We start from the raw sequence: 26123 nt of genomic DNA on the forward strand, positions 1-26123 counted from the left end.
TATCTTGAAATTTTATTTCTGAAAGGGACTTTACTACTGAATTAAATTCAAATAATACTCCTCCTTTTCACGCATTAAAGCCGCGTCGGATTCCGTCTTATCTTTATATCCACAATAATGCAAAACACCATGAACCATAACACGATTTAATTCTGAAAGAAATTCAACTTCAAAATCCTTAGCGTTATCAATAACCCTTTCTACAGAAATAAAGATATCGCCTTGTATAATTTTACCAACCGAATAATCAAAACTAATCACATCTGTTAATGTGTCGTGATCCAAAAACTCCACATTCAACTTATGCAAATATTCATCATCACAAAACACATAATTTATTTCTTCCAACTTAAAACCTTCGTTCGCGATGGCTTCAATAATCCAATTAGAAATCTTTTCCTCGTCTTCTAATTTAAAATCTATTTCGTAATTAAAATTAATCATTGCTTTGCTTAAAATATTCTTGAACCTTCTTTTTGTAAATTTGCTGCAAAGGTAAGCTTTGTCTATTCAATATTTCAGTTGTATTAAAATATTGTTTTGCGCTAGGTATTTCACTATTAGTTCCATTATTAAACTCACCTTTATTTGTTTCGGATTCGCGTTTATTTTCTTCTCCTTGCTGAAAACTAGCTTTATCTAATTTTAATAGTTGATGTTGTAACTGCATCATCTTTTGCAAGGTTCCATCGTTAAAACCTTTATTTAATAATTCCAATTCTATATCTTCCATTTGCTTAACAAGCTTATCACCCTCACCGCCTTTACCAGACTCTCCTTCTTTATCTAGTTGCTCTTCCAATGCTTGACGTAATTGTTGCTGCTGCTGATAAATTTTAAAAAGCTCCCCATTTAAATCTTCACTATCACCTGCTTCACCTTCTCCTTTAGATTTTTCCTTCTCTCCTTTTCCATCGTCACCTTCTCCTTCATTCTTGCCCTCTCCTTCTTTTTTATCTTCACCATCTTTAGGCTTTTTTCCTTTTTCTTTTTTCATTCCTTCTCCCATCATTTTATTCAGTTCCTCTTGACTCATAATAATATCAGGTAATTGTATATCTCCATTTTGTCCCTTACCCAAAGACATGCTCATATTCTGTTGCAAATTATCGAGTGTGTTACTTAAAAAGTCTGCCAAATTATTGGCAGCCGTAACCGCGAATTGCTGGTTAGACACCCCTTGATACAATTGATTCTCCGCTAACAATTCCATGGCTTTATCCATATTGTAATACACCTCCGTAATTTCTTTATTTACTTTCTCGGACAATTTAGGCTGGCGCAAAGAAAGCGCAAACAAACTATCGTCTACATGCTCAAAATTTTCCTTTAAATCATTTTGTTTTTTTAAGTATGAAGCGAATTTGTTATGATTCACTTCAATAGATTTAAAGTTATTCATTAAGGCTTCTTGATCAAAAGAGAACAACACTAAATTATCCAAAATCTGACGAAGCATTTCTACATCTTCTTGTATTTGTTCACCCTGCATGCCACTCATGGCCGCACCCATTTTCATACCCATTTGTTTCATTTTTTGAGCAGCATTCTTTTGACTTTTTTTCGCATCATTGGAGTTTTCACTTGGAGCATCGGAAGGTTGATCTTCTGGTTTATCTCCCCCATTTTCACCTTGCTTTTCTTGCTCCTTTTTATCTAACGCTTCCAAAGCTTTCTTCTGTTCGTTCTCAATTTCCTCTTCATCCAACTCATCACGCGGCACTTCCATTGGTTTTTTTAAAGCCTTACCCTCCTCTTCAAGATTTTCAATTTCCTTCTTAAAATCTTCAAAGGCTTTATTCAATTCCTCTTGCTTTTCCTTAGTATTCTCTTCATCTGGTTTATTCGCCAACTCTTCTTGCTTCTTTGCCAAATCCAACAAATCATCCTTTAGCTTTTCAAGTTTCTTTTCAACATAAAAACGTTTGGTTAATTCTAGTAACTGCTCTAAACTTTTCTTCTTATTTTTATTCTGTTTAGCCAGTTCGTCCAACTTGTTTACCAATTCCTCTTTACTTAATTTTTCTTCGAGCTTCTTTAATTCTTCTAACAGTTTTTCATCCTGTTTTAGTTGTTCTTCATTATCTTTTAAGCGCTTTTTTAAATCTTCTTTAAACTGATCTTCTTTAGGATTCTCTTTTTGAAATTCCTCCAAATTTTCTTTCAACTTCTTATTGAAATTTTTCATCATTTCGTCCTGCTCTTTCTGACGCTTAAAAAATGATTCTAATTTTTTCTTATCATTAAAATTTAAAGTCGATTTCTCTTTTTGAGTTTTCGTTAATTCCTCTAACTGCTTATCTTGTTTTTCGAAATTCTCTAAAGACTTGTTTAAATCCTGAATTCCTTCCTTCTGTTCCTCCAGTTGTTTTTGCTCTTCTTCCTCTTTAGTCCGTTTTCTATACGAAAAAACCTTGCTTTTTGTACTTTTATAGCTATTAACAACATCATTATCAGTGACTTGAAAATATAAACTATAAGAAATACCCGCTTCAATCAGTAAATTATCAGGAAAAGCACTAATAAACGATCCGATATTAGAATTATTTATAGGAATATTCTCAACTTGTTTATTTTTCTCATTTTCCGAAGGATAATAAATTAATTCTAATTTACTAAACCCATAATCGTCGCTCACCTGTCCATAAAAATATAAACTCTGCAAATCCACAGAATCCGTTTCAACTTTCACCCGTAATTCTGGAAATTCATCTTTAACCACATGTATATTAAAAGCTAGGTTCTCATAATTCTTTAAATCTGCGTTGCTCGTGCTTAGCGTATATTCAAAATTTTTAAATATTTTTTGTTTTGCGCCAAATACGCCAGCGGCCATTTTTTCAAAATTTAAGGTATCCTTAGAAAATAAATGTACAGCATTGGTCGATTTTGTATTTAGCCTCCAACTAATTTCTGTGCCTTCAGGTACCGTTGCATTTCCCGTACTTTTTAAAATCTGCTTTTGCTTATTCGTATAATGAGGATAATCCAAAACCATTTCGAAATCCAAAAGCGAAGGCACTTCAACCACGTTTATGGTATACGGTCTTGATGTTACATTATTTGCTGTTAACTCAAAATCTATGTTCTCTTTAGGTTGCGAAAACACATACTCAAACTCCCCTATCCCTTTTTGTTGCAAAAAATAAGTTTCATTATTATATGTAATCTGCACACTTTCTGGCATAACATCGCCAGCGGTTTTTACTATGAGTTTAAAATCTTTATTTTCAATAGCGTTTAAATTTTCGTTTAATACAAAAAATTCAAAAGGCGCTGGTGGTTGGTAAGCCGTTTTATAATTTACAACTCGCGTATAACTTTCGGAAAACCAATTAAAATGCCCCGTAACAAAAGTCAGCAATAAGATTAAAATAGGAATAGCCGCATATTTTAAATACCCCAAGTTTTTTTTAAAATTTACAGCCAGTTTAAACGGAATAGGATTTAACTCCAAAGATTTTTGATCGATACTCGCTAACAATAATTCGGGCTTAGAATCACTCTCATTTAGCTGAAGAACATTCAGTAATTTATCATTCACCTCAGGAAAATGTTTTCCGATAAGTTGAGAAGCTTCTTTATAATCAATCCCTTTTTGAAGATTAAATAATTTAGCCAGCGGAAAAATGACAAACTTAACAAGCAGCGCCAATTCCACAGCAATAAATAGCCAAAACAAAATACTGCGCGCCGTGGTATTTAACCATAAAACATATTCTATAAAAAGCGTCAATAGAAAATAAAGCAAACCAATCGCAAAGAACAAAATGATGCCTTTAAGCAGTTCGTTTATGTAAAAGCGCTTAATAAATGCTTCTAACTTACGCTGTATATTTTGAAAATTATTCATCCTTTCTTAAAACTATTCTATACTAAAGTATTAACCCACTAAATTACAATTTTATTTTTTACAAGGTTTATAATTAGCTGTTAATTGTATCTTTGCCCTAATTCCAAAAACAAAACCATTTCAATTAACACTTAAATGTAAAAATTTAAGCTTTACTATAAATTACAAAATGACTAAAAATGTTCGTGTGCGTTTTGCACCAAGCCCAACAGGACCGCTACATATTGGTGGGGTTCGTACTGCTTTATTCAATTATTTATTCGCTAAAAAACACAATGGAACTTTTATTTTAAGAATAGAAGATACCGACCAAAACCGTTATGTTGAAGGTGCCGAAAAATACATTATTGATGCCTTAAAATGGTGCAATATGCCATTTGATGAAGGCCCGAACACTAACGAAAAATTTGGTCCTTACCGCCAAAGTGAACGTAAACCCCTTTATAAAGCTTACGCTGAAGAATTAATTGCTTCAGGAAATGCTTATTATGCTTTTGATACTGCCGAAGAATTAAATTTCCAAAGAAAAGATCACGAAGCCAATAAAAAAACATTTATTTATAACTGGCATAATCGTTTAAAACTAAACAATTCATTATCGCTTAGCGCGGAAGACACTCAGGCAAAATTAGATGCTGGCGACGATTACGTGATCCGTTTTAAAAGTCCACAGGATGAAACACTTCATCTAAAAGATATTATTCGTGGCGATATTAAAATTGATACGAATATTTTAGACGATAAAGTGTTGTTTAAAAGTGATGGTATGCCAACTTACCATTTAGCAAATATTGTGGACGATCATTTAATGGAAATCTCACACGTTATTCGTGGTGAAGAATGGTTACCGTCTTTGGCATTACACTACCAATTGTACCAAGCTTTTGGATGGGACGCGCCAGAATTTGCACACTTGCCATTAATACTAAAACCAACGGGTAAAGGAAAATTAAGCAAGCGTGATGGTGATAAATTAGGATTCCCTGTTTTTCCATTATTATGGGAAGATCCAAAAACAAACGAAATTTCTAGAGGTTATAAAGAAGATGGCTATTTTGCGGATGCCATGGTCAATTTCTTAGCCTTTTTAGGCTGGAACCCAGGAACCGAACAAGAGATTTTTAACATGGAGGAATTAATTGCTGCCTTCGACTTAAAGAAAGTAAACAAGTCTGGAGCTCGGTTTGATCCAGATAAAATAAAATGGTTTAACCACCATTATATGAAAGAACAAAATAACGACGAGTTAGCAGATATCTTTAAAAATTCAAGACCAGAATTAGCAGATATCGATACAAGCTATATTGCGATGACCGTAGATTTAATTAAAGAACGCGCCACTTTTGTTAGTGATTTTTGGGACTTAACAAGCTTCTTTTTTGTTACACCAACAGTATATGACGCTAAAGCCTCTAAAAAAGCTTTAAAAGAAGGTACAGCAGACTTAATGAACGAGGTTATAAGCCTTTTAAACGCGAATACGCACTTTACAGTAGAAACACTTCAAACTGAAATAAAAGGTTGGATTACAAGCAACGAAATAAGCTTTGGAAAAGTTATGATGCCATTACGTTTAGCACTGGTTGGTGCTTTACAAGGCCCTGATGTTTTCGATATTATTTACATGATTGGGAAAAATGAAACCGTTAAGCGTATTGAAAATTTGATAAAAACGATATAACTTTAATCTAATATACGTGATAGTTCAAAGAACCTTACTATTATAAAATAGCAAGGTTTTTTTATGACATAAAAGTGGATAGCATTTTAAAAATATTAGATTAGTTGAACCACCACAGCAATTAAAAGTAATTTAATAGTATAACTATATTCATAGCATTCTAAAATCTAAAAATAAAGCAAAATCGAAGTTTGTGTAATTCAATAATTACTTTAATAAAAGTTTTGTGTAACAAATTTAGAAAACCAATTACCAATAACTAAAGTTGCTTAAAAAAAAGAAATTTAAACAACAAAATATTGTATCTTAATCTTTTAACTTTTAAACAGAACAGCTATGAGTTTTATCGCCATTCCTTTCCTATTAATTGGAGCAATAATATTGTTCTCCTCCTTCTTTATTGTCAAACAACAAACCGCAGCCATAATAGAGCGTTTTGGTCGCTATCAAAATATTCGTCACTCTGGTTTACAAATGAAAATACCATTGGTAGACCGTGTAGCAGGTCGATTAAGCCTTAAAATTCAACAATTGGATGTTATAGTTGAAACAAAAACTAAAGATGATGTATTTGTTCGTCTTAAAGTTTCTGTGCAATATAAAGTGATTAGAGACAAAGTTGAAGATGCCTTTTATAAACTAGATTATCCGCACGATCAAATTACAAGTTATGTCTTTGATGTGGTACGTGCCGAAGTTCCTAAAATGATTTTGGATGATGTGTTTTTGAAAAAAGACGATATCGCTATTGCTGTAAAAACAGAACTAAATGATGCCATGCAAAATTATGGTTACGATATTATAAAAACCTTAGTCACCGATATTGATCCAGATGCCCAAGTAAAAGCAGCCATGAACCGTATTAATGCAGCCGATAGAGAAAAAACAGCTGCCCAATATGAAGGTGATGCCGCACGTATTTTAATTGTAGAACGCGCCAAAGCAGAAGCCGAAAGCAAACGTTTACAAGGACAAGGTATTGCAGATCAACGTCGTGAAATTGCACGTGGTTTAGAAGAATCTGTAGATGTGTTAAACCGTGTGGGTATTAACAGCCAAGAAGCGTCGGCGCTTATTGTAGTTACACAACATTATGATACCCTACAAGCTGTTGGTAGCGAAACCAATAGTAACCTTATTTTATTACCCAATTCGCCACAAGCAGGTAGCAATATGCTAAACGATATGGTAGCTAGTTTTACAGCCAGTAACCAAATTGGTGAGGCCATGAAAAATTCTAAAAATAATCCTAAAACAAAGGAAGAATAACCCTACTATTATATTACAAAAAAATCCTCAAGGTTCACGCTTTTGAGGATTTTTTTTTGAAGCGTTTTTTAACGTTTAAAAGGATGGCGTTCTTCCCAATCTTGCGACGGATTCATCAGTTTAAATATCTGTTTCAATAGGGCATTCATTAACTTATTAGTGTGTTTTAAATACACCAACATAGGCTTGGCCTCCGCACCTACCGAACTCTTAATTTCCATGGCAGTACGTGCATAAACAATAGTACTAAATCTATGCTCAATTCCAAATTTAAGCATGTCATAAAGCATGTTTAAATACAGCTGATGCGAATATTGGTGTTCACTATCATAGCCTAAAAAATAAGTTTCTAAAGCTTTATTATTCTGAATTAACGTATAAAATCCAACCAGCTTATCATCTAAATAATATCCAAAAATTTTAAAATGATTTTTTAGTTGAAGTTTCAAACTATAAAAATGATTTTGAGGCAAAATAAAGGTGTTAAACTTCGCGTTATTTGATATGTTTAAATATAACTGATGTAATGCTTCGGAATTGTTTTTAACATCATCCAAAGCTAATTCTATCGTTTTAATGGCATTGAATTTCTTCCGAGCTCGCTTATACCGATCTCTATATTTTTTTTGTAGCGCTGCCATATAATCTTCCATAGTAAACCAAGCTTTACTAACCGAAAGTATCATATTGGGTTGCATACTCACCTGATGCAATTTAGCCCTATCCAAGCTTTCTTTTTCATTGTGAATAGGATCATTTTCAAAATAATCTTTCAACACAAACATTCTAATGGTTTTATTCTGCTTGGTTTTTATAATGGATTTTATATCGCTTAAAGCGGAATGAATCACGTTGAAAAAAGCCTTTTGAGATAAAGCTCGTTTTTGAAAAAACAAACCATGTTGCCCAGTGTGCGTTAAGTTTCCTATAACTAAAATATTACCTTTTAAAATTTTAGACACCACATCCCGAACTAATGTTTTAAAACAAGATACTTTGGTTTTTCTAAACATGTCCTGCAAATACAATTGCACACGTTGTACAACAGCTACACCTACCAAAACATCGGCTTTAAACACCCCAATATAAAATAATTGTAAATTGTTTGGCGAGGATTCTTCCAAAGCTTGCAAATAGCGTGTCTGCAAGAAAACATCGTGTTTTACAAGGGCGTCCCAATCTTCTGGAAGTTCTTTAAATGAGTTATAAATATTATAGTGTATCAATAGAAAATGAAAAAGACTGAAAATTACAATTCTCAGTCTTCATAAAGGTTAAAAGTTTACAAAAAATTATTTTCAATCATAAATAAAGATTATCAATATTAGCAAATACAGGATCTTTATACCTCATAATTACCAACTTCCGCTAGCCCCACCACCGCCAGAGCTTCCACCACCTCCAGAAAAACTACTACTAGACGATGAACTTCTATAGCTTGAGCTAGAACCTCTAGAAGAAAAGTTTTTGCTCATATATTTTTTATCGTTTTTTAAAAGTGAAAACTTTAAAGGCTGATATTTTATACTAGACCGCGTAGAAAACACAATAATTAATGGCAGAATAATAAACAACACCACAGCAAAAATAAGGAGGTTAGTTGGGTTTAAAAATGAGGCTTCTTCTATAAGATTAAAAGGATCTATCATAGTATTTTCACCAACTTGTGTACTAATAATCATGACTGCAAAAAACAGCGGCAAAACTATAAAAGGAAGACTAAACAACACCAAAAATAAAGATGATAATAGTAAAAATGGAAAGGAAATAACACTCACTTTTCCTATTATTAAACCTCTAAATACATTAAGTACTTTTTTATAACCTGTATAAAATGTGAAACCACCAGCGCTTATAAAAATACTAAAAAATAAGGTAAGCATTACACCTAATAATACTTTTCCCCACAGGGGTATTTTATCCTCTTCCTTTATTAAAGTAGCAAACTCGTCCCGGTATTTAGGATCATCAATAAGCTGAATGATCTCGGTAGTTCCAGCGTTTACACCTTCATAAAAACGCCCGTCTTTAAACTTTGGCGTCATGGTTTTTCTAATAATTCTAGACGCAAAAGCATCTGTAATTATAGGTTCTAAACCATAACCAACTTCAATTCTAAATTTTCTATCGTTTTTAGCGATTAGAATTAATAGTCCATTATCGGCATCTTTTTGTCCGAGTTTATTCTTATTAAAAACTTGATTGGCGTAATTTTCAACCGTATTATTTCCTAAGGAATTAATAGTTAACACCACAATTTGGTGTGTTTTTTCGGTTTCGTAAGCTTTTAATTTTTCTCTAAGTTTTAGGGTTTCGCTTTCGCTGAAAAGTGCCGCGTTATCGGTTACTATTTCGGTTAGAATAGGAAAATCCTCTTGCCCGTTGGTCTGTTGAAACCAAACAAAAAACAAGAGGATTATTACTTTTAATTTACTCAAATGTTATAAGTAACCTACTATTTAATTAATTGAAAGTTTTAGCTTCTTCAACTAATAACTCATTTTTATCGTCCAATGCTTTTTCAATAAACGCCTTAATATCGTCGTTTTTGGCTTGTCCGTTTTCTAATAAAACTTTTAAAATAAGCGCCACAGCAATACGTGTTCCTACTTTTTTAACAGCGGTGTTAAAAAGTGGTTGAACCTCATCATAAGAAACATCTTTGGCGAGTTCTAAAATTTCAGCTCTAACTTTAAGACGCTTTTCTTCTGGTAAATTGGTATATTTTTTTCCTAATTTTTGGATGATATCAATGGCCTTTCTTTGCGATTGTTGTTGTTGTGGTTTTTGCTGATTATTCCCATTCTTATTAGCTGCTGGTTGCGGCTTTACCTTAGCCCAAGAATCCCGCAATCCAACGGTTTTATTAAATACTAATTTATCTGAAGAAGAATCATCGTCCACATTAAAATACCCTAAACGTTGAAATTGGAACCTCTGTCCTTTTTCAACCGTTTTTAAACTAGGTTCTACAAAAGCTTGAATAGTTCTTAAAGACTTTGGATTAATAAATTCCATAAAGTCTTTATCTTGATGACTATCTGGAGTTTCGTCTAAAAATAAACGATCGTATTCTCTTACTTCAGCCGTTATTGCATGTTTAATAGATACCCAATGTAACGTCCCTTTTATACGGCGTTCGGTATCATCAGAATACGTACAATGTATTTCTGTAATGTTGCCATTAGCATCTTTTACAACAGATTCTGCTTTAATAATATAAGCATTTTTCAATCGAACTTCTCCACCTAATTTCAAACGGAAAAACTTATTACTCGCTTGTTCTTTAAAATCTTCTTTTTCAATAAAAATTTCACGAGAAAAAGGCACTTTTCTAAAACCTGCAGCAGCATCCTCTTGATTATTTTCAGCATCAAACCATTCCTCTTTATCTTCCGGATAATTTGTAATAACCACTTTAACAGGATCTAAAACCGCCATAACACGTGGTGCTGTTTTGTTTAAATCCTCACGAATACAAAATTCTAAAAGCGAGACATCTATCATATTTTCACGTTTGGCAACACCAACTGTTTCTACAAATTTTCTGATAGAATTTGGGGTATATCCACGACGACGTAGCCCAGAAATGGTTGGCATACGTGGGTCGTCCCAACCATTCACCACACCATCTTCAACCAATTTAAGTAACTTACGTTTACTCATTATGGTATAACTTAGGTTTAAACGGGCAAATTCACGTTGTTTAGGACGTAATTTATCGGTTGTAACCACTTGATCTAAAAACCAATCGTAAAGTTCTCTATGGGGTTTAAATTCAAGCGAACACAACGAGTGCGATATTTGTTCTATATAATCACTTTCACCATGTGTCCAATCGTACATAGGATAAATACACCAATCGCTTGCTGTTCTATGATGATCTTTTTTTAAAATACGATACATGATGGGATCTCGCATCAACATATTAGTATGTTGCATATCTATTTTTGCACGTAAAATATGTTCGCCTTCATTAAATTCTCCCGCTTTCATACGTTGGAATAAATCGAGGTTTTCTTCAACCGTTCTATTTCTAAAAGGGCCATCGATACCAGGTTGTGTTGGCGTTCCTTTTTGTTCGGCCATCGCTTCGCTCGATTGCGAATCAACATAAGCTTTACCTTCTTTAATAAATTGAACGGCCCAATCGTAAAGCTGCTGAAAATAATCTGAGGAAAATAATTCCTTATCCCATTTATATCCCAACCAAGCCACATCTTGTTTAATAGAATCTACATATTCCTGCTCTTCCTTAGCTGGATTGGTATCATCAAAACGCAGATTTACAGGGGCATTATATTTTTCACCTAAACCAAAACTAATACCAATAGCTTTGGTATGGCCAATGTGTAAATAGCCGTTTGGTTCTGGTGGAAACCTAAAACGAAGATGGTTTTTTGGCATTCCGCTTGCCAAATCTTCTTCTATAATTTGCTCTAAAAAATTAAGTGATTTTCTTTCTTCCGACATATTTAAATAAATAAGCTTCAAAATTACGTAAATTCAAGTTATTTTTGACCTAATTCTAACTAAGAAGCGTAACAAATTTGGATTTATTGCAACTCATATTTTAAAAGTTATACCATGCAAAATAATAATTATAGTTGTCCAAAATGCCAAAATAGAGAATTTGAAACCAGTGAAATGCGCGCCACTGGTGGTCGATGGTCGAAAATATTTGATGTACAAAACAAAAAATTTACTTCGGTAACTTGCAAACGTTGTACCTACACCGAATTTTATAAAGCCAAAACCAGCGCCTTGAGTAACATTTTTGATTTATTTACAAACTAATGGGAATAATTAAAGTAGAAAACATTCGGGTATTTGCATACCACGGTTGTTTAAAAGAAGAAACAAAAATTGGTAGTGATTACCGTGTAGATTTAACGGTTAAAGCGAATTTACAAGAGTCGGCAAAATCGGATAAATTGAGTGATACCGTAGATTACGTATTATTAAATAGAATTATAAAAGAGGAAATGAGTATACCATCCTATCTTTTAGAAACTGTAGCCAAGCGTATTTTAAACCGTATTTTTAAAGAAGATACCATGGTTACCAAAGCCACGGTTTGGGTAAGTAAATTGAATCCTCCCATTGGTGGAGACGTTGCCCGAGTAACGATAAAAATGACCGATAAAAAGAAAAAGTAATTTTATATATTGAGAGTTGTAAATTTTTTTTACATTTGCACACTCAAATTAAGGTGTCGTGGCCGAGTGGCTAGGCTCAGCTCTGCAAAAGCTGCTACAGCGGTTCGAATCCGCTCGACACCTCAATAAAAAAGCTTCTTATTTAGTTAAGAAGCTTTTTTTATGTTTAAAGATATTTATTGGATAGGTTTCTGCTTTGTTCCTCGAAAATTAATAATTTCGATTAATTCTTTTTCAGACTGAATTCTATAAATAATATAATTGTTTCTATCTACTAATCCTTTATGAGAATTTCTAATGCCATTAATCAAAACGTTTCATAACAGAATTATTATCTATATAATCACCGTTATCTGCATCATTTAATCCTTTTATAATTTCTTTTTGCTCACTTTCTGATATTTCATTCCACCAATCACCTGCTTCCTCTTCAAAAACAACTTGAAGTTTTTTAAGTAAACTCTCTTTCTGAGTTTGCAATAACAGATGCATCAATTCTAATTTTGTAGCTTCTATATTCAAAATAAAAAACTCTAATTTATAGGATTAATTTGTTCAATTTTTTCTTTTAAAAGTTCCTTTTCCTTCGGAAAAAACCCTTGTATTAAAAGCAATACACCAAAACCTAATATAACTAACGCAATCACTTTTTTAGTTTTATAAATAAGCCGAGGCGTTAATTTATTTTTAAGTTTTTTGGCAACTAATATTTTTCCTAAATCGGTTAAAAAATAGACAATTAAAATGGTACTCAAAAAGACAACAACTCCATTTTCTGAAGTAGTTAACGAGTTTGCCAATACTATAAAAGCAACCCAACCCAACAACACACCAATATTAATAAAGTTAAGCAGAAAACCCTTTAGAAAGAGCTTTCCGTAACCTTTTTTAATTTCAACTCTATGGTATTCACGTACAATTTCACGAAAAGATTTCGATGTTTTTATAAAGGAAATAATACCGTAAGTTACTAGTAACACGCCACCAAACACTAAAAAATTAGGATCGGCTTCTATTTTATCAAGCAATTTATTGGTACTAAAAAAGGCGACTAGAATAAAAATAATATCGGCCAACATGACGCCACTATCAAATATTAATGCACTACGGAACCCTTTTGTTGCACTTGTTTCTAACAACACAAAAAATACAGGCCCTATAGTAAAGGCTAGTATAATACCAAAAGGTACGGCTGCTAAAATATCGTCGAACATAACAAAATACAGATTTACACAAAGTAACAAAATATATTATTTAGAAAGAAAGAAACAGATCATATATGTTTCCTAAGTTCAACATAGTGTATTTTTTACCCATACCCCTTTCGGTTTTACTCACTTTTTACACAAAAAAAAAGTATTCAAATTTTACAAAAAAATCATAAAAACTTGTTTTATAGATAGTTAATAATAAAACACGGTTTAATTAGACTTGTGGCATATTTATTTCAATTAACTCATCGTAAAACAATTTACAATAATCATAAAAACAAAAAAATCATGAAAAAATTAATTTTAACAGTAGCAATCGTAGCCAGTGGATTTTCAACATTCGCATTAGTAAACCATTCAATTGAAAATGAAACTATCGCCGTTTCAATTGCCGATGAATTCAAAGAAATTGCTTTAGAAAACTTACCTGAAACGATAACGGCTGCTATGGCAAAAGATTTTCCGCAGGCAACCATTAACAAAGCTTACTTAAATAGTAATGAACAATATAAATTGGAATTTACCATTGATGGTACAGAAAATATAGTCTACGCCGATAAAGATGGTAACTGGTTAAAAGAAGCCGATGTGATGCCAAAAAAAGAAGAAACCACTGAAGAAGAAGAATTAGAACCTAATAATAAATAGCATCATCTAATTTCAATAAAAAATTGCAAACTATAATATAACCTCAAAAACAAAAAAATCATGAAAAAATTAATTTTAACAGTAGCAATCGTAGCCAGTGGATTTTCAACATTCGCATTAGTAAACAATCCAATTGAAAATGAAACTATTACCGTTTCAATTGCCGATGAATTTAAAGAAATTGCTTTAGAAAACTTACCTGAAACGATAACGGCTGCCTTAGCAAAAGATTTTCCGCAGGCAACCATTAACAAAGCTTACATAAATAGTAATGAACAATATAAATTGGAATTTACAATTGATGGTACAGAAAATATAGTCTATGCCGATAAAGATGGTAACTGGCTAAAAGAAGCTGATGTAATGTCTAAAAAAGAAGACGATAATACAACAGAAAATGAAACTACAGATTCTACTAATTAATAGTAACTCCTAATTAAAAAAAAAGACGTTTTATTGTAAAACGTCTTTTTTTATGTTTTTTTTAAATATAGGAACCAAGTAAACTTAATACATTTGTTAATCAATAACTATTTATGAAACAAATCTTATTAGTTGAAGATGATGTATCCTTTTCTAAAATGCTAAAACAATTTTTAGAACGCCATCACTATGCCGTGACTATAAGTTATAATTTAAACAGTGCCTCTACCCTTCTAAAAAAGGAACATTACGATTTAGTTTTTACAGATTTACGCCTTCCAGATGGTAATGGCATAGATTTACTAAAACAAATAAAAGATAAAAAAAATACAGTTCCCGTGGTTTTAATGACGGGTTATGCCGAAGTGTCTACCGCCGTACAAGCCATGAAACAAGGCGCTTTCGATTATATTTCTAAACCCTTTAATCCGGATGAAGTTTTAGAAGTTATTAGTAATGCCTTGGAACAAAAAACCACTGCACCAGCGGAACAAAAAACGAAACAACCAAAGGCTACCCCAAATTTAGGTTTTGTAAAAGGTATTAGTGCCGCATCAACCACTTTAAACGAATATATTAACTTGGTATCTCCAACAGATTTATCGGTGTTAATAACAGGCGAAAGCGGTACCGGTAAAGAGGTTGTTGCTAAAACGATTCATTTAGAAAGTTTACGACATGATAAACCTTTTGTGGCCGTAGATTGTGGTGCCATACCTAAAGAAATAGCATCGAGTGAATTTTTTGGACATAAAAAAGGATCTTTTACTGGGGCTACCGATGATAAAATAGGACATTTTGAAGCGGCCAATGGCGGTACTTTATTTTTAGATGAAGTTGGCAATTTAACCTACGAAAATCAAATACAATTACTAAGAGCTTTACAAGAAAGAAAAGTGAAACCCGTAGGAAGTAATCATGAAATAAATGTGGATATCCGATTAATTACAGCCACCAACGAAGATTTACTTGAAGCTGTTGAAAAAGGAACCTTTCGTGAAGATTTATACCATAGATTAAATGAATTTTCGATTAAAATACCTAGCTTAAAAGATAGACATGACGACTTAATTCTTTACGCCGATTTCTTTTTAGAAAAAGCGAATAATCAACTTAACAAATCTGTTGTTGGTTTTTCTAAAAATGCCTTGACTATTTTTCAAAATTATGAATGGCCAGGAAATTTAAGAGAATTATCGAATGTGATAAAAAGAGCGACTTTATTAACACAAACCGAACTTATAGATACCAACGTTTTACCCGCCGAGTTAAAAGAGGTTAAAGCACAAACTTCCACGAATTCCTTTTCTACTAAAGAAAATGAAAAAGCACTAATTATAAAAGCATTAAACGAAGTAAATAACAATAAAACAAACGCGGCCAAACTATTAAAAATTACCCGAAAAACGCTTTACAATAAAATGAAAGAATACAATCTTAGCTAAGGTAAGTTTCTAAATTTTTAATAAAGATTTCTAAACGGTTTTCAAACTCTGAAAACTGAAGATTATCAATCATTTTTACCGATTCAAATTCTTCTAAAAAAGGAATAATAGCATCTACCTGTAACTGATTAAACATGGTAAGCATTTTATGACTAATATTATTAAAACTGTCAATATCGTTATTGTTTTTTGCTGCTTCTAATTGTGTATAATTCTGTTTTGTATCTTCTAAAAAAGTATTTAATATCTGCTTTACTTCCACCGCATCGTTATTAAAAAAATTATTTAAAGCTGCCAAACTAAACCCTTCTGTTTTTATAGTAATATCGTTACTTAATTTTATTGGTGCCACAACCTTTTCTATACTAAAAAAATGCTTTAAAACATCCTGTATTTTACTAGAACTAAAAGGCTTTATTAATACTTCGGAAAAGCCACTGTTTATATAATCTTGGGCCGACATATTGGCGCGTCCCGTCATAGCAATTATAGGTTGTTGTTTGTACGATGGATGATTTTTAAGGATTTCCATAAAATGAATACCGTTCATTTTAGGCAATTGAATATCGGTTAAAACGAAATCGTAGCTTATATTATCAATATCATCTAATGCTGTTTTTGCATTATCAAACACGACAACTTCAATGTTATATTGTTTTAAAATATCATGAATAAGCAATTGTATCGAGGCATCATCCTCAACCACTAATGCTTTTAAATTAAATATAGGAGTTTCTAAAGGTGTACTAGAAGTGTTTAAAAGTTTATCAGAAAGCTTTACAGGTATTTTTAGCATGAATGTACTGCCTTTGTTTAATTCGCTCTCTAAAGTGATTTTACCACCTAAAAATTCAACTAATTTTTTAGAAATAGTTAAACCTAAACCAAAACCATTATGGTTATTATCTTGGTTATTATCGGCCTGTGTAAAGGCATTAAAAATATGCTCTTTTTGATCTTCACTAATACCTATTCCAGTATCAGTCACTTTAATTTCTAAGGTGTTTTCATCTAAAAAACTAGTGATAGTAATACTGCCTTCATTAGTAAATTTAGAGGCATTTATAACCAAATTATATAGAATTTGCTTTAATCGAAATGGATCTGTAATAATGAGATTATTTATAGAATTATCATGTTCTAAAATAAACGTAATGGGTTTATTTTTAACAATACTTTTTGCATTTTCAACCACTTCATTAATATGCTTTTCTAAATTAAATGGCACTAATTCTACAGCTATATTTCCATGTTCGAGTTTAGAAAATTCTAAGAGATCATCAACCAACTGCCCCATATAATTAGAGGCACTAAAAATATGTTCGATGTAATTTTTTTCCTTTTTATTTTCTGTTGATTTCTGAAGTAATTCACTAAAGCCAATAATGGTACTTAAAGGCGTTCGCAAATCGTGACTCACCATAGATATTAATTGTTCTCTACTTTTTAAAAGTGAAGATGTTGTTTCGTTGGCTTGTTCTAATTGTTTCCGGTAACGTTGGGTTTTCCAAAAATCGTTTAAAAAAATAATGGAAAAAATAATGATAATAATAAAACCAATACCGGTTGCAAATAAAATAATATTTTCACTACGCTTTAGGGTTTCCTCCCGTTGTTTATTAATAGTTGTAGTATTATTAACAATATCATTTTCTAAAGTACTTAATAATTCTTGCAATTTTCTAAAAATAATTAAATCGTTCTCAACCAATTCACGTTCTTTTTTTTGCAAAGACCGCCGTTGATTATTCGATTTAATTTGAACATCTTTTAGCATATTCTTCGAAATAGATATTAAAGAATCTATTTGCTTTTGGTCCATTTTACTAATAGAATCTTTAGTATTATACTTATTAAGTATTCTTACATATTCTTCAAAATTATCACGTGTTTTTTTATCTAAAGTTTTAGGATTACTAACAAGATCACTTATAGTTACTTTTCCTAAAACCGAATCTATGGAGGTGAGTTTATTAATAGCTTTATTTATGGATTCATTAGAATTATCACGATTTTTCAATCGTTTTAAATCGGTAATATTTTTCAATTTCTGATCTACAAATACTTTAATACTATCTAAAATAACTTTCTGAGAATCACTATTAATAAGTAAGTTAAGCGAATCTATTTTTAAAATAAGTTGTTCATTTTCAACAACATAATCATTAAATTTTTGAGATGAATTTAATTGAATAGCCGCCCGCGCTAAACTTTCATTTTCATAAATATCGGCTATTAAACTTCCTGTTTTAATAACTTTACTTCTATCGACAATATCTTGCTTTTGTAAGTTGGTAAAGGTTTTTATTTCATAAAGTATTAATAACCCCGAAGTACTCGCTAAAATAGCCAGTATAATATAACCGATGATGACCTTAAAAGTAATGGTATTTTTAGCAGATTTCATACAGAATAAATAATGCTTAATATATTATTTTAACCTTAAAAAAAGGATAATAATATGTGTTATAATTAAACTCTAAATAATTATAAATAAAAAAAGGCAGTAATTAAACTTACTACCTTTTTAAACTACTTATTTTTTATTTTATTTTAACTACATTCTTTTTACTGTACCACCCAAAACAGTCGTTTCGTTTAAGGTTTGTGGTTTTCCATAAACACGGATTTCACCACCTGCTTTAACGTTAGCATCTACAAGTTTGGATGCCTTTACAGAAGCTTCACCACCAGCACTTATAGAAACATCTGTTTTTTCAGTATTTAAATCCATGCCATTATAAATACCCCCTGTTCTTATTAAAATATTTTGAGAAGTAGCTTCTCCCGATACTTCAATATTACCACCTGTAACCGCTTTAATATTGGCATACGAAACATTGATAGCTAAATTAAGCGAAGCACCTTCTTGTGCTCTTAAATCAATCTCATATTGTTTAATAGGATCTTTAGAAAATACTTTAGCGCCTTCATTAACATCAATTACGTCCAGTTTGGTATAAAATAGTTTGATTTTTATATTATTACCGTCAAAGCTTTTATTCAAACTCATTCTTATTTTTAATATGCCGTTTTTATTAACAATAACGACATCATCGGCATTTTCTCCTGTAATTTCAATTTTATTTTCGCTGCTTTTTACAAGTTCAACTTCTATTAAATCATAGACCTTAACGGTAGAAAATTCGCCAACTTGTTTATCAATATTATTTGCAAATAGCGTTGTTGTGATAAAAAGCACTAATATTTTTACAATTGTTTTCATCTGTATTTTATGTTTTTTGATTTCAATTTTCTTATTAAACGTAAAATTATCAATAATTATTCCGAAGTATGACCTTTTGGCAAAACATTATCAATTCATAACAAAATGAAAACTCAATTTCAATGAAAATAATTACTACATCTGTTTCATCTGAAAGTTATTTTATTTTAAAATATTAGTACATAATTTACTGATAATGTTTTCACTATGTATATTTAATATAAATTTCACTAAAAAAAAAGTATCTTTTTTAACTCTTATCCGTCTCCTTTATGAACGATAAAATATATAAATTATGAATACTTGTAAATGCATGAATTGCGAATGTACCCAATGTAATTGTACAAATTGTTTAGAAAATAAATGCAGTTGTACTCAATGTAAGTGCAATAACTGTACTTGTTGTTAAACCCATTATAAAGGTTGGTATTACTACTAACCTTTTTTTTACTTTTGAATATGGACACTCAAAATATATGGAATACTTTCAATGATGAGCTTTATTTTTTCATTCTTAAAAGAGTAAAAAATGAAAATGATACCAATGATATTTTCCAAAATACCTTTTTAAAAATTCATAAAAACCTAGAAAAACTTAAAGACGAAGCTAAAGTAAAAGCTTGGGTTTTTCAAATTGCAAGACATGAAATAGCCAATCATTTTAATAAAGAATCTCTTTATACAGAACCTGTAAATACAAACAAAGAAATCCCTCAAAATCTATATTTTGATGTCTGCTGTTTTGATCGATTTATTAGCAATTTACCAAAAATTTACAACGAGGTCATCGAACTTGTTTATATCAAAGGTTTAAAACAAAAAGAAGCCGCACAGTCTTTAAATATTAGCTTAGAAAATGTAAAAGCTAGAATTAAACGATCTAAAGAAATTTTAAAGAAGAATTTTAAAAGCTGTTGTAAATACAACTTAGATAAACATGGCCATTTAATTGGAGAGCCAGACTGTGCTGCATGTAAACCTTGTTGAAATTTCACTTAAATTTTACTTACTTTTTTCACTAAACTTTCCGATAAATTAAACAACCATCTTACCTGCTCGGATACTAATTGTGTTTCGTGTAATTTCATCCGCATCTCTTTAGAAATAGGCAATCCTTTTTCAATTTCTATATCTCGTTCTTGCGCTAGGTTTTGAAAATAATCGTCGTAATTCTTAGTTGCTAAAGCTAATTCTTGAGGTTCTAAAGTTATATTATACTCTTCTTTATCATTCAATATGGCTATTGCAATTTCTAAATTTGATAAAATATGTTTTACATAAATTTCAAACTGTTTTGGAGCTTTGCCTGTTTCATTAGTTCTAATGTACATACCTAAGGCCGAAAGTGATGATAAATAGGTATTGATAATAGTCATTAAATCATAAATTATAGCACTATTTTCTTGTTTAGATTTTGGTTCTTGAATCAATCTTTGGTAAGCTGCATTTAAATTTCCGACTTGTAAAAAAGCTTCTTTTCTAGCCAATTTATATGCTGTAGAAGCCTCACCTTTTACATGATATAGCGTATCTATTTCTTTAAAAAATTCTAAAAATGACTCCAATGCATGTGAAAAAGATTCTTTAATATTTTTAGATTCCCAAGCGGGCCAAAAAAAGTAATTCCCCACAAAAGCTAATAAGGATCCAATTAAAGTATCGAAAACTCTAAACTTGATAACGGTTAAAATATTGGGGTTAATTAAGGCATACATAAAAATAACATATACCGTAATAAAGGCAGCCGCGTTTCTATAATTGTTTTTAACTAAAGAAAAACCAATAACTAATGATGATGCCGCAATAATGGCGTAAACTATTGGATTTTGTGTTAAAAAAACAATACCAACACCAATTACAGCACCAATTAAGGTACCCACTACCCTATGTATAGTGCGCTCTTTGGTTAAACCATAACTGGGCCGCATAATAACAACCACTGTTAATAAAATCCAATAAGGTTGTTGCATTTCAATAACGTTACCAATAATAAAACCAATAAGCATGGTAAGTGTTAACCGCAATGAATGTCTAAATATGGGCGATTTAAAACTAAAATTTGCCTTTAATCTTTTAATATCGTAATCCTGAGGCGTTATAAATTGTTCGGCATCTTTAATGGCTCTAATTTTATCATTTTTAGAATAGCCATCCAAAATCCTAAACATATCATTTAGGTTACTTATTTGTTTTTCTTGATAGGTATTATAGTTTAATAAAAATATAATCTCTTCTCTATATTGAGATAATCCCATATTGACTTTATAAATTTCAATATGGTTTTCTATTTTTTTAAGTAATACTTTAAAATTGTTATTAAAAGATAATTTTTCCTCTTTTAAAATAACTTTTGAAATATGGTTTAATCGTTTTGAAACTTCCAAAATTAACAGTTTAAACTCATCTATAATTTCAGGATGATTTTTAAACGATGCATCTAATTTATCATAATCAATAGTGTTAGAAATAGCCAACTCATAAATTTGCATAATTTTAGAAAAAAACAGTTGTTGCCTTCTCGTTCTATTACTAAAACCAGCGCTTAATCTTTTTTCTAGAATCACTTCTCTTATGGTTTCATGAAGCTCATTAATCTCCGTTTGAAGTTTAAAATTTTCTTCTAAAAGGTTGGTTCTATCATCAGTTTCAACCAATAATTTTCCTCTAATTTTTATAAATTCCGCTGTTTTTTCAATCAGTTCAACAAACAAAAAATCTACCTGAACGCTTGGTAATACTAACTGCGTTAACATGGTTAAAAATAAAAACCAAACACCGCCCAAAGCAATAAATAAGGCATGTTCTAAAATAGAGGTTTCTGCATTTTGATGAGCAAAAGCTAAAACCAACGATAATAACCCCACTAATGAAATTAATGAAGCTCTAAAACCAAATACCGAAATATAAGACACTGAAAATACCAAAATGGTTAATAATGGTACCATTACAAAAAAATAACTACTAAAATATCCGATTAAAAAAGTAATAGCAAACGATAAAATTATGGATACCAATATACCGTAAAACTTATGTTTAAAACTCCCCGGAACATCCGATGGCGCGCATAAAATAGCCCCTAAAGCAATACTAAAACCTATATCCAATCTATCAAAAAAATAAATAGATATTAACACCGGTATTGCCATGGCTAAAGCCACTAAAAAAGCTTTAATAAAATGTATACTTTTAAAGTATCTAATTAAATTATTAACCATACGCCTAATTAAGTTTCAAATTTAAGAAGGATTTTTAGGGAAGGCTATCTATTTTGTATATTTAAATTTAAAATCATACTATAAATTTATTTAAATAAATTAACGTCATAAAATTTTATGTATGATGATGTACAGTTTTGTCATTTCGAACGAATAGAGAAATCACATAAAACTATATTATTTTAGTTTTTTATAATTATTAGATTTCTCTTAAACTAGAAATGACAGCATAAAAAAACCCTTCAATATCCCCTGAAACATAACAAATACATGCGTTAGGGATTGAACGGTTTGTTTGAAATCCTTTTTGTTTTCCTTAAAAAACAAAAAGATTGAGTAGTGAAAGCCCGACTCTAGCTGTACTTTTATGATACAGCTAGAGTAACGCCCAAATTATATTTTTATAGATATTATTCTGGTTTTCCTATTAAATTAAAATCTAAATGTTTTTTAACTAAATCGGCATTTTTAACACTTACAATAATCTCGTCTCCAAGCTGGTAAGAAATTTTATTTTTACTTCCCACCATGGCGTAATTATCTTGATCGAAAGCGTAATGATCGTCTTTCATATCACGAACACTCACCATACCTTCGCATTTATTAGAAATAATTTCTACGTAAATTCCCCAATCGGTAACTCCAGAAATAACACCTAAAAATTCTTCATCTTGATGATCTTGCATGAATTTAATTTGCATGTATTTTATAGAATCGCGCTCGGCTCTAGTTGCCAAACCTTCCATGTTACTGGAATGCTGACATTTTTCTTCGTAAATATCTGCATTTGCCGATTTTCCGCCATCTAAATACAACTGTAATAAACGATGCGCCATTACATCGGGATAACGACGAATTGGCGATGTAAAGTGACTGTAATAATCGAAAGCTAAACCGTAATGCCCAATATTTTTGGTGGTATATTCAGCCTTACTCATGGTTCTAATGGTTAAAGTATCCACTAAATTTTGTTCTTTTCTACCGTTTACTTCTTTCAATAAATTATTAAGCGATGAGGATACGGTTTTACGATTTTTAAAATCTAATTTATAACCAAATTTTCCAACTACAGTTTGTAATGTCTCTAATTTACTTTCGTCCGGCTCATCGTGCACACGATAAACAAAGGTCTTTTTTGGATCTTTTTTACCAACAAATTCCGATACTTTTCGGTTAGCCAATAACATAAATTCTTCAATTAATTTATTAGCATCCATGCTGGTTTTAAAGAATACACCAACTGGATTTGCGTTTTCATCTAAATTGAATTTTACTTCAACTTTATCGAAAGAAATTGCACCAGAACCCATACGTTTTCCTCGCATTATTTTGGCAAGCTCATCCATTTTTAAAATGGCATCGGCTACTTTTTGATCGGTTTTATAAGCTTCACCCGTTAACGATACTTCTTTTGGAATTGCATTACTGTTGCTTTCTATAATAGCTTGCGCTTCTTCGTAAGCAAAACGCGCATCGCTATACGTTACCGTACGTCCAAACCATTCGTTTTTAATTTCACATTTATCATTCATTTGAAAGACTGCAGAGAAGGTTAATTTCTCTTCGTGCGGACGCAACGAGCAGGCGTTATTCGATAAAACCTCTGGAAGCATAGGTACTACCCTATCCACCAAATAAACCGATGTAGCGCGTTCGTAGGCCTCATCATCCAAAATAGTACCTTCTTGTAAATAATGAGACACATCGGCAATATGAATACCTATTTCGTATAAACCGTTGTCTAATACTTCAAAAGACAGGGCATCATCAAAATCTTTAGCATCTTTTGGATCTATGGTAAAGGTTAAATCTTTACGCATATCCCGGCGTTTTCCAATTTCTTCTTCGGTAATGGTAGTATCGATATTGTTAGCAAACTCCTCAACTTCGTGAGGAAATTCCATGGGTAAACCGTATTCGGCTAAAATACCGTGAATTTCTGTATTATGTTCGCCTGGTTTCCCCAGTACTTTTAAAACTTTGCCGTTTGGAGAATCGGATTTTTCGGGCCAATCTTCTAAAGAAACCAGTACTTTATCGCCATCTTCGGCCTTATTAATTTTGTTAATAGGTACAAAAATATCTTTAGACATTTTGTTACTATCGCAAACTACAAAGGCAAAATTCTTTTTTTCGTGAATTTGAATCACCCCAACATATTCGCTTTTAGCACGTTTAATAATATTGGTTATTTCACCTTCCATTCTACCGCGAACTTTACGTTTGTACACGTAAAATTCAACTTCATCTCCATTTAAGGCTTTGTTAATATTGTTTGAGGCAATATAAACATCGTCCACAAACTCATCGGAAATAATATAGCCATTACCTCGGGCTGCTAAATCTAAAATTCCGGTGTGGTATTCTGCATTAACAACGGCTTTAAACTTACCGCGTTCTACTTCTTCAATTTCTTTTTTACCTTGTAAATCGCGAAGTTTCTTTATAATTTGATTTCGACTACTAGCATCGTTAACCCCTAATTTAGCGGCAATTTGCTTATAGTTAAACGTTTGGTTTCTTTCTTTTTTTAATATACTTAAGATTGTATTTGATAGGTTGGAAATCCCTTTACGTTTGGATTTTCCTTTTTTATTTCTTGTCATGTAATTTGTAATCATTTTAATTTCCTAAGATACTGGAAATTCTGTTATCTAATAGCGCTATTTAAAGAGAAGATGCGCTATTTATTTTGTACAAAGTTACGGTTTTAATATTAAATGATGTTTCGTAAAAGTTAAATAATAAAAAAAGGCTTACAAATTAATGTGAGCCTTTTTTTTCTTTATTTATAATAAACTATTGCTTAACTATTTTTTTTATTAATTTTCCTTTATTGGTTTCTATTTCTAAAATATACAAACCTGATTTTAATGTACTTATATTGGTACTTAAATTTTCACTTTGTTGAATCAACTGCCCTAAATTGTTAAATAAACGAGCTTGTTTAAACTGGATACCTTGATTTAATTCCATAGCCAATACATCCTTAACAGGGTTTGGATAGATTTGTACAGCTTTTGTGATATTAAAAGTTGATTTACCTAAAATAAGAGGATTAAAATCTTCCCAAATAGGAGCATTAGAATAAGCATCATGGGTACCGTTTAACACAATTAATTCTATATTTCCAGTCCATTTACTTTCACCAAACACATCAGTAGCTAAAACTAATGGTACAGGCCAACTAACGGTTACGGTTTCTAGACTATCTAAATTAGCAAAAGCATTTTCACCTATATAAGTAACCGTATTTGGTATAACAAGATCTTTAATTTTCATACATAAATTAAAAGCATCTTTTTCAATAGTAGTTACACCATTTGGAATAGTAACTTCAAATAAATTCTCGCAATTACCAAAAGCACCTGACAAAATAGTAGTAACGCCCACTGGTATAGTAATTTCTGTTATGTTCGAATTATTTGCAAAACCAAATTTTGCTATGGTTGTAACATTATACATTATACCTCCATTTACAACTGTTCCGGGAATGTTTAGAGTTCCAGATATAAAAGCAGTAGATAATGCTTTTATAGATACATCGGTACCACTAAGTACCGTATATTCATACAAACCATCATTAAAAGTAGTTTGTGCTTGACTTATTGATATACTGAAGAGAGTTATAAAAAAAAGTAGTTTTATTTTCATTATAATTAATTTTAATTTACTGATATTAAACAGTTTATTTTATTTTAGTGTTCAAATTTACTTAAAAATTATCATATTATATTAATATCAGGTTAAAGATTATGATAGAATTTTTTTTACAGAAAAAAATATAATTTTATTGTTATTCACATTTATATATATATAATTAATTTTTCTTTTAAATTTAAAAAAAACAATAGTGGTTATTATAGCTTGTGAATAGCGGTATAACTTTTTTAATATTTATTTTGATTTGTATTTTATTGAATGTTGTTGATAATAAATGAACAACTTGAAAAACTCTAACTATCTAAAATTTAAGGTTTTTTTAATTGTTAT

Annotated in this window: 20 protein-coding genes and 1 tRNA gene; 9 read left to right on the forward strand and 12 right to left on the reverse strand. The window is 31.1% G+C overall.

The features are described from left to right. Nucleotides 1-33 precede the first annotated feature (33 nt). Both ybeY and FQU21_RS05560 read right to left on the reverse strand, forming a co-directional pair. On the reverse strand, nt 34-444 hold the full coding sequence (gene ybeY, locus FQU21_RS05555) for an rRNA maturation RNase YbeY (protein WP_147677009.1): 411 nt from the start codon (nt 442-444) through the stop codon (nt 34-36). After that, nucleotides 437-3853 (reverse strand): DUF4175 family protein, encoded by a 3417-nt coding sequence (locus FQU21_RS05560; protein WP_147677010.1) that lies wholly within the window; start codon nt 3851-3853, stop codon nt 437-439. The genes ybeY and FQU21_RS05560 overlap by 8 nt, the downstream gene beginning before the upstream one ends. Nucleotides 3854-4022: 169 nt before the next feature. Between FQU21_RS05560 and gltX the strand changes: the two genes are divergently transcribed. Then, nucleotides 4023-5534, forward strand: a complete 1512-nt coding sequence (gene gltX, locus FQU21_RS05565; protein WP_147677011.1) for a glutamate--tRNA ligase — start codon at nt 4023-4025, stop codon at nt 5532-5534. A 336-nt stretch (nt 5535-5870) separates the two neighbouring features. Then, the gene (locus FQU21_RS05570; RefSeq protein ID WP_147677012.1) at nt 5871-6803 is read left to right on the forward strand and encodes an SPFH domain-containing protein; all 933 of its coding nucleotides are present in this window, start codon (nt 5871-5873) and stop codon (nt 6801-6803) included. Nucleotides 6804-6871: 68 nt separating this feature from the next. Here FQU21_RS05570 and FQU21_RS05575 read toward each other — a convergent pair whose 3' ends face one another. The 3 genes from FQU21_RS05575 to FQU21_RS05585 all read right to left on the reverse strand — a co-directional run bounded on the left by FQU21_RS05575 (nt 6872) and on the right by FQU21_RS05585 (nt 11276). Beyond that, nucleotides 6872-8029, reverse strand: coding sequence for a GNAT family N-acetyltransferase (locus FQU21_RS05575; protein WP_147677013.1), 1158 nt, complete (start codon nt 8027-8029; stop codon nt 6872-6874). A gap of 129 nt (nt 8030-8158) precedes the next feature. Then, nucleotides 8159-9241 carry a TPM domain-containing protein gene (locus FQU21_RS05580; protein ID WP_147677321.1) on the reverse strand — a complete coding sequence of 361 codons (1083 nt, stop codon included), beginning with the start codon at nt 9239-9241 and terminating at the stop codon, nt 8159-8161. A gap of 25 nt (nt 9242-9266) precedes the next feature. Next, nucleotides 9267-11276, reverse strand: a complete 2010-nt coding sequence (locus FQU21_RS05585; protein ID WP_147677014.1) for a glutamine--tRNA ligase/YqeY domain fusion protein — start codon at nt 11274-11276, stop codon at nt 9267-9269. Between the two features lie 114 nt (nt 11277-11390). On the opposite strand from FQU21_RS05585, the gene FQU21_RS05590 reads away from it, so the two are divergent. The 3 genes from FQU21_RS05590 (at nt 11391) to FQU21_RS05600 (ending at nt 12085) form a co-directional block, all read left to right on the forward strand. Then, entirely contained in the window at nt 11391-11600 is a 210-nt protein-coding gene (locus FQU21_RS05590) for a zinc ribbon domain-containing protein (protein WP_147677015.1), read from the forward strand. Beyond that, nucleotides 11600-11962, forward strand: a complete 363-nt coding sequence (folB, locus tag FQU21_RS05595; RefSeq protein WP_147677016.1) for a dihydroneopterin aldolase — start codon at nt 11600-11602, stop codon at nt 11960-11962. Before FQU21_RS05590 ends, folB begins: the two co-directional genes overlap by 1 nt. Before the next feature lie 52 nt (nt 11963-12014). Next, nucleotides 12015-12085: transfer RNA gene (locus FQU21_RS05600), tRNA-Cys, on the forward strand. 180 nt (nt 12086-12265) lie between these two features. Here the strand turns inward: FQU21_RS05600 and FQU21_RS05610 are convergent. Together FQU21_RS05610 and FQU21_RS05615 are read right to left on the reverse strand one after the other, a co-directional pair. Beyond that, nucleotides 12266-12484: a hypothetical protein gene (locus FQU21_RS05610; RefSeq protein WP_147677017.1), complete on the reverse strand. Its 219-nt coding sequence runs from the start codon at nt 12482-12484 to the stop codon at nt 12266-12268. An 11-nt stretch (nt 12485-12495) separates the two neighbouring features. After that, on the reverse strand, nt 12496-13176 hold the full coding sequence (locus FQU21_RS05615) for a LysE family translocator (RefSeq protein ID WP_147677018.1): 681 nt from the start codon (nt 13174-13176) through the stop codon (nt 12496-12498). A gap of 285 nt (nt 13177-13461) precedes the next feature. Between FQU21_RS05615 and FQU21_RS05620 the strand changes: the two genes are divergently transcribed. The 3 genes from FQU21_RS05620 to FQU21_RS05630 all read left to right on the forward strand — a co-directional run bounded on the left by FQU21_RS05620 (nt 13462) and on the right by FQU21_RS05630 (nt 15689). After that, entirely contained in the window at nt 13462-13821 is a 360-nt protein-coding gene (locus FQU21_RS05620; protein WP_187269331.1) for a hypothetical protein, read from the forward strand. Nucleotides 13822-13881: 60 nt separating this feature from the next. Further along, complete coding sequence (locus FQU21_RS05625) at nt 13882-14244, forward strand: hypothetical protein (RefSeq protein WP_187269332.1); 363 nt, start codon at nt 13882-13884, stop codon at nt 14242-14244. A 113-nt stretch (nt 14245-14357) separates the two neighbouring features. Beyond that, the gene (locus FQU21_RS05630) at nt 14358-15689 is read left to right on the forward strand and encodes a sigma-54-dependent transcriptional regulator (RefSeq protein WP_147677019.1); all 1332 of its coding nucleotides are present in this window, start codon (nt 14358-14360) and stop codon (nt 15687-15689) included. Here FQU21_RS05630 and FQU21_RS05635 read toward each other — a convergent pair. Continuing rightward, nucleotides 15682-18096 (reverse strand): ATP-binding protein, encoded by a 2415-nt coding sequence (locus FQU21_RS05635; RefSeq protein WP_147677020.1) that lies wholly within the window; start codon nt 18094-18096, stop codon nt 15682-15684. The two genes, FQU21_RS05630 and FQU21_RS05635, sit on opposite strands and share 8 nt — an antisense overlap. Before the next feature lie 150 nt (nt 18097-18246). Further along, nucleotides 18247-18915, reverse strand: coding sequence for a head GIN domain-containing protein (locus FQU21_RS05640; protein WP_147677021.1), 669 nt, complete (start codon nt 18913-18915; stop codon nt 18247-18249). Nucleotides 18916-19374: 459 nt separating this feature from the next. Between FQU21_RS05640 and FQU21_RS05645 the strand changes: the two genes are divergently transcribed. Beyond that, on the forward strand, nt 19375-19902 hold the full coding sequence (locus tag FQU21_RS05645; RefSeq protein ID WP_147677022.1) for a sigma-70 family RNA polymerase sigma factor: 528 nt from the start codon (nt 19375-19377) through the stop codon (nt 19900-19902). Between the two features lie 8 nt (nt 19903-19910). Here FQU21_RS05645 and FQU21_RS05650 read toward each other — a convergent pair whose 3' ends face one another. The 3 genes from FQU21_RS05650 to FQU21_RS05660 form a co-directional block, all read right to left on the reverse strand. Further along, nucleotides 19911-22130 carry an FUSC family protein gene (locus tag FQU21_RS05650; RefSeq protein WP_147677023.1) on the reverse strand — a complete coding sequence of 740 codons (2220 nt, stop codon included), beginning with the start codon at nt 22128-22130 and terminating at the stop codon, nt 19911-19913. Between the two features lie 410 nt (nt 22131-22540). Next, nucleotides 22541-24736, reverse strand: a complete 2196-nt coding sequence (rnr, locus tag FQU21_RS05655; protein WP_147677024.1) for a ribonuclease R — start codon at nt 24734-24736, stop codon at nt 22541-22543. A gap of 193 nt (nt 24737-24929) precedes the next feature. Then, nucleotides 24930-25784 carry a leucine-rich repeat domain-containing protein gene (locus tag FQU21_RS05660; RefSeq protein WP_147677025.1) on the reverse strand — a complete coding sequence of 285 codons (855 nt, stop codon included), beginning with the start codon at nt 25782-25784 and terminating at the stop codon, nt 24930-24932. Between the last annotated feature and the right edge of the window lie 339 nt (nt 25785-26123).

The sequence above is a fragment of the Algibacter pacificus genome (assembly GCF_008033385.1).
Taxonomy (GTDB): Bacteria; Bacteroidota; Bacteroidia; order Flavobacteriales; family Flavobacteriaceae; genus Algibacter; species Algibacter pacificus.

Excerpts from the sequence above, each read along its gene's own strand:
- ybeY (WP_147677009.1), bottom strand. The coding sequence starts at position 444 with ATGATTAATTTTAATTACGAAATAGATTTTAAATTAGAAGACGAGGAA.
- FQU21_RS05560 (WP_147677010.1), bottom strand. The coding sequence starts at position 3,853 with ATGAATAATTTTCAAAATATACAGCGTAAGTTAGAAGCATTTATTAAG.
- gltX (WP_147677011.1), top strand. The coding sequence starts at position 4,023 with ATGACTAAAAATGTTCGTGTGCGTTTTGCACCAAGCCCAACAGGACCG.
- FQU21_RS05570 (WP_147677012.1), top strand. The coding sequence starts at position 5,871 with ATGAGTTTTATCGCCATTCCTTTCCTATTAATTGGAGCAATAATATTG.
- FQU21_RS05585 (WP_147677014.1), bottom strand. The coding sequence starts at position 11,276 with ATGTCGGAAGAAAGAAAATCACTTAATTTTTTAGAGCAAATTATAGAA.
- FQU21_RS05590 (WP_147677015.1), top strand. The coding sequence starts at position 11,391 with ATGCAAAATAATAATTATAGTTGTCCAAAATGCCAAAATAGAGAATTT.
- folB (WP_147677016.1), top strand. The coding sequence starts at position 11,600 with ATGGGAATAATTAAAGTAGAAAACATTCGGGTATTTGCATACCACGGT.
- FQU21_RS05615 (WP_147677018.1), bottom strand. The coding sequence starts at position 13,176 with ATGTTCGACGATATTTTAGCAGCCGTACCTTTTGGTATTATACTAGCC.
- FQU21_RS05620 (WP_187269331.1), top strand. The coding sequence starts at position 13,462 with ATGAAAAAATTAATTTTAACAGTAGCAATCGTAGCCAGTGGATTTTCA.
- FQU21_RS05625 (WP_187269332.1), top strand. The coding sequence starts at position 13,882 with ATGAAAAAATTAATTTTAACAGTAGCAATCGTAGCCAGTGGATTTTCA.
- FQU21_RS05630 (WP_147677019.1), top strand. The coding sequence starts at position 14,358 with ATGAAACAAATCTTATTAGTTGAAGATGATGTATCCTTTTCTAAAATG.
- FQU21_RS05635 (WP_147677020.1), bottom strand. The coding sequence starts at position 18,096 with ATGAAATCTGCTAAAAATACCATTACTTTTAAGGTCATCATCGGTTAT.
- FQU21_RS05640 (WP_147677021.1), bottom strand. The coding sequence starts at position 18,915 with ATGAAAACAATTGTAAAAATATTAGTGCTTTTTATCACAACAACGCTA.
- FQU21_RS05645 (WP_147677022.1), top strand. The coding sequence starts at position 19,375 with ATGGACACTCAAAATATATGGAATACTTTCAATGATGAGCTTTATTTT.
- FQU21_RS05650 (WP_147677023.1), bottom strand. The coding sequence starts at position 22,130 with ATGGTTAATAATTTAATTAGATACTTTAAAAGTATACATTTTATTAAA.
- rnr (WP_147677024.1), bottom strand. The coding sequence starts at position 24,736 with ATGACAAGAAATAAAAAAGGAAAATCCAAACGTAAAGGGATTTCCAAC.
- FQU21_RS05660 (WP_147677025.1), bottom strand. The coding sequence starts at position 25,784 with ATGAAAATAAAACTACTTTTTTTTATAACTCTCTTCAGTATATCAATA.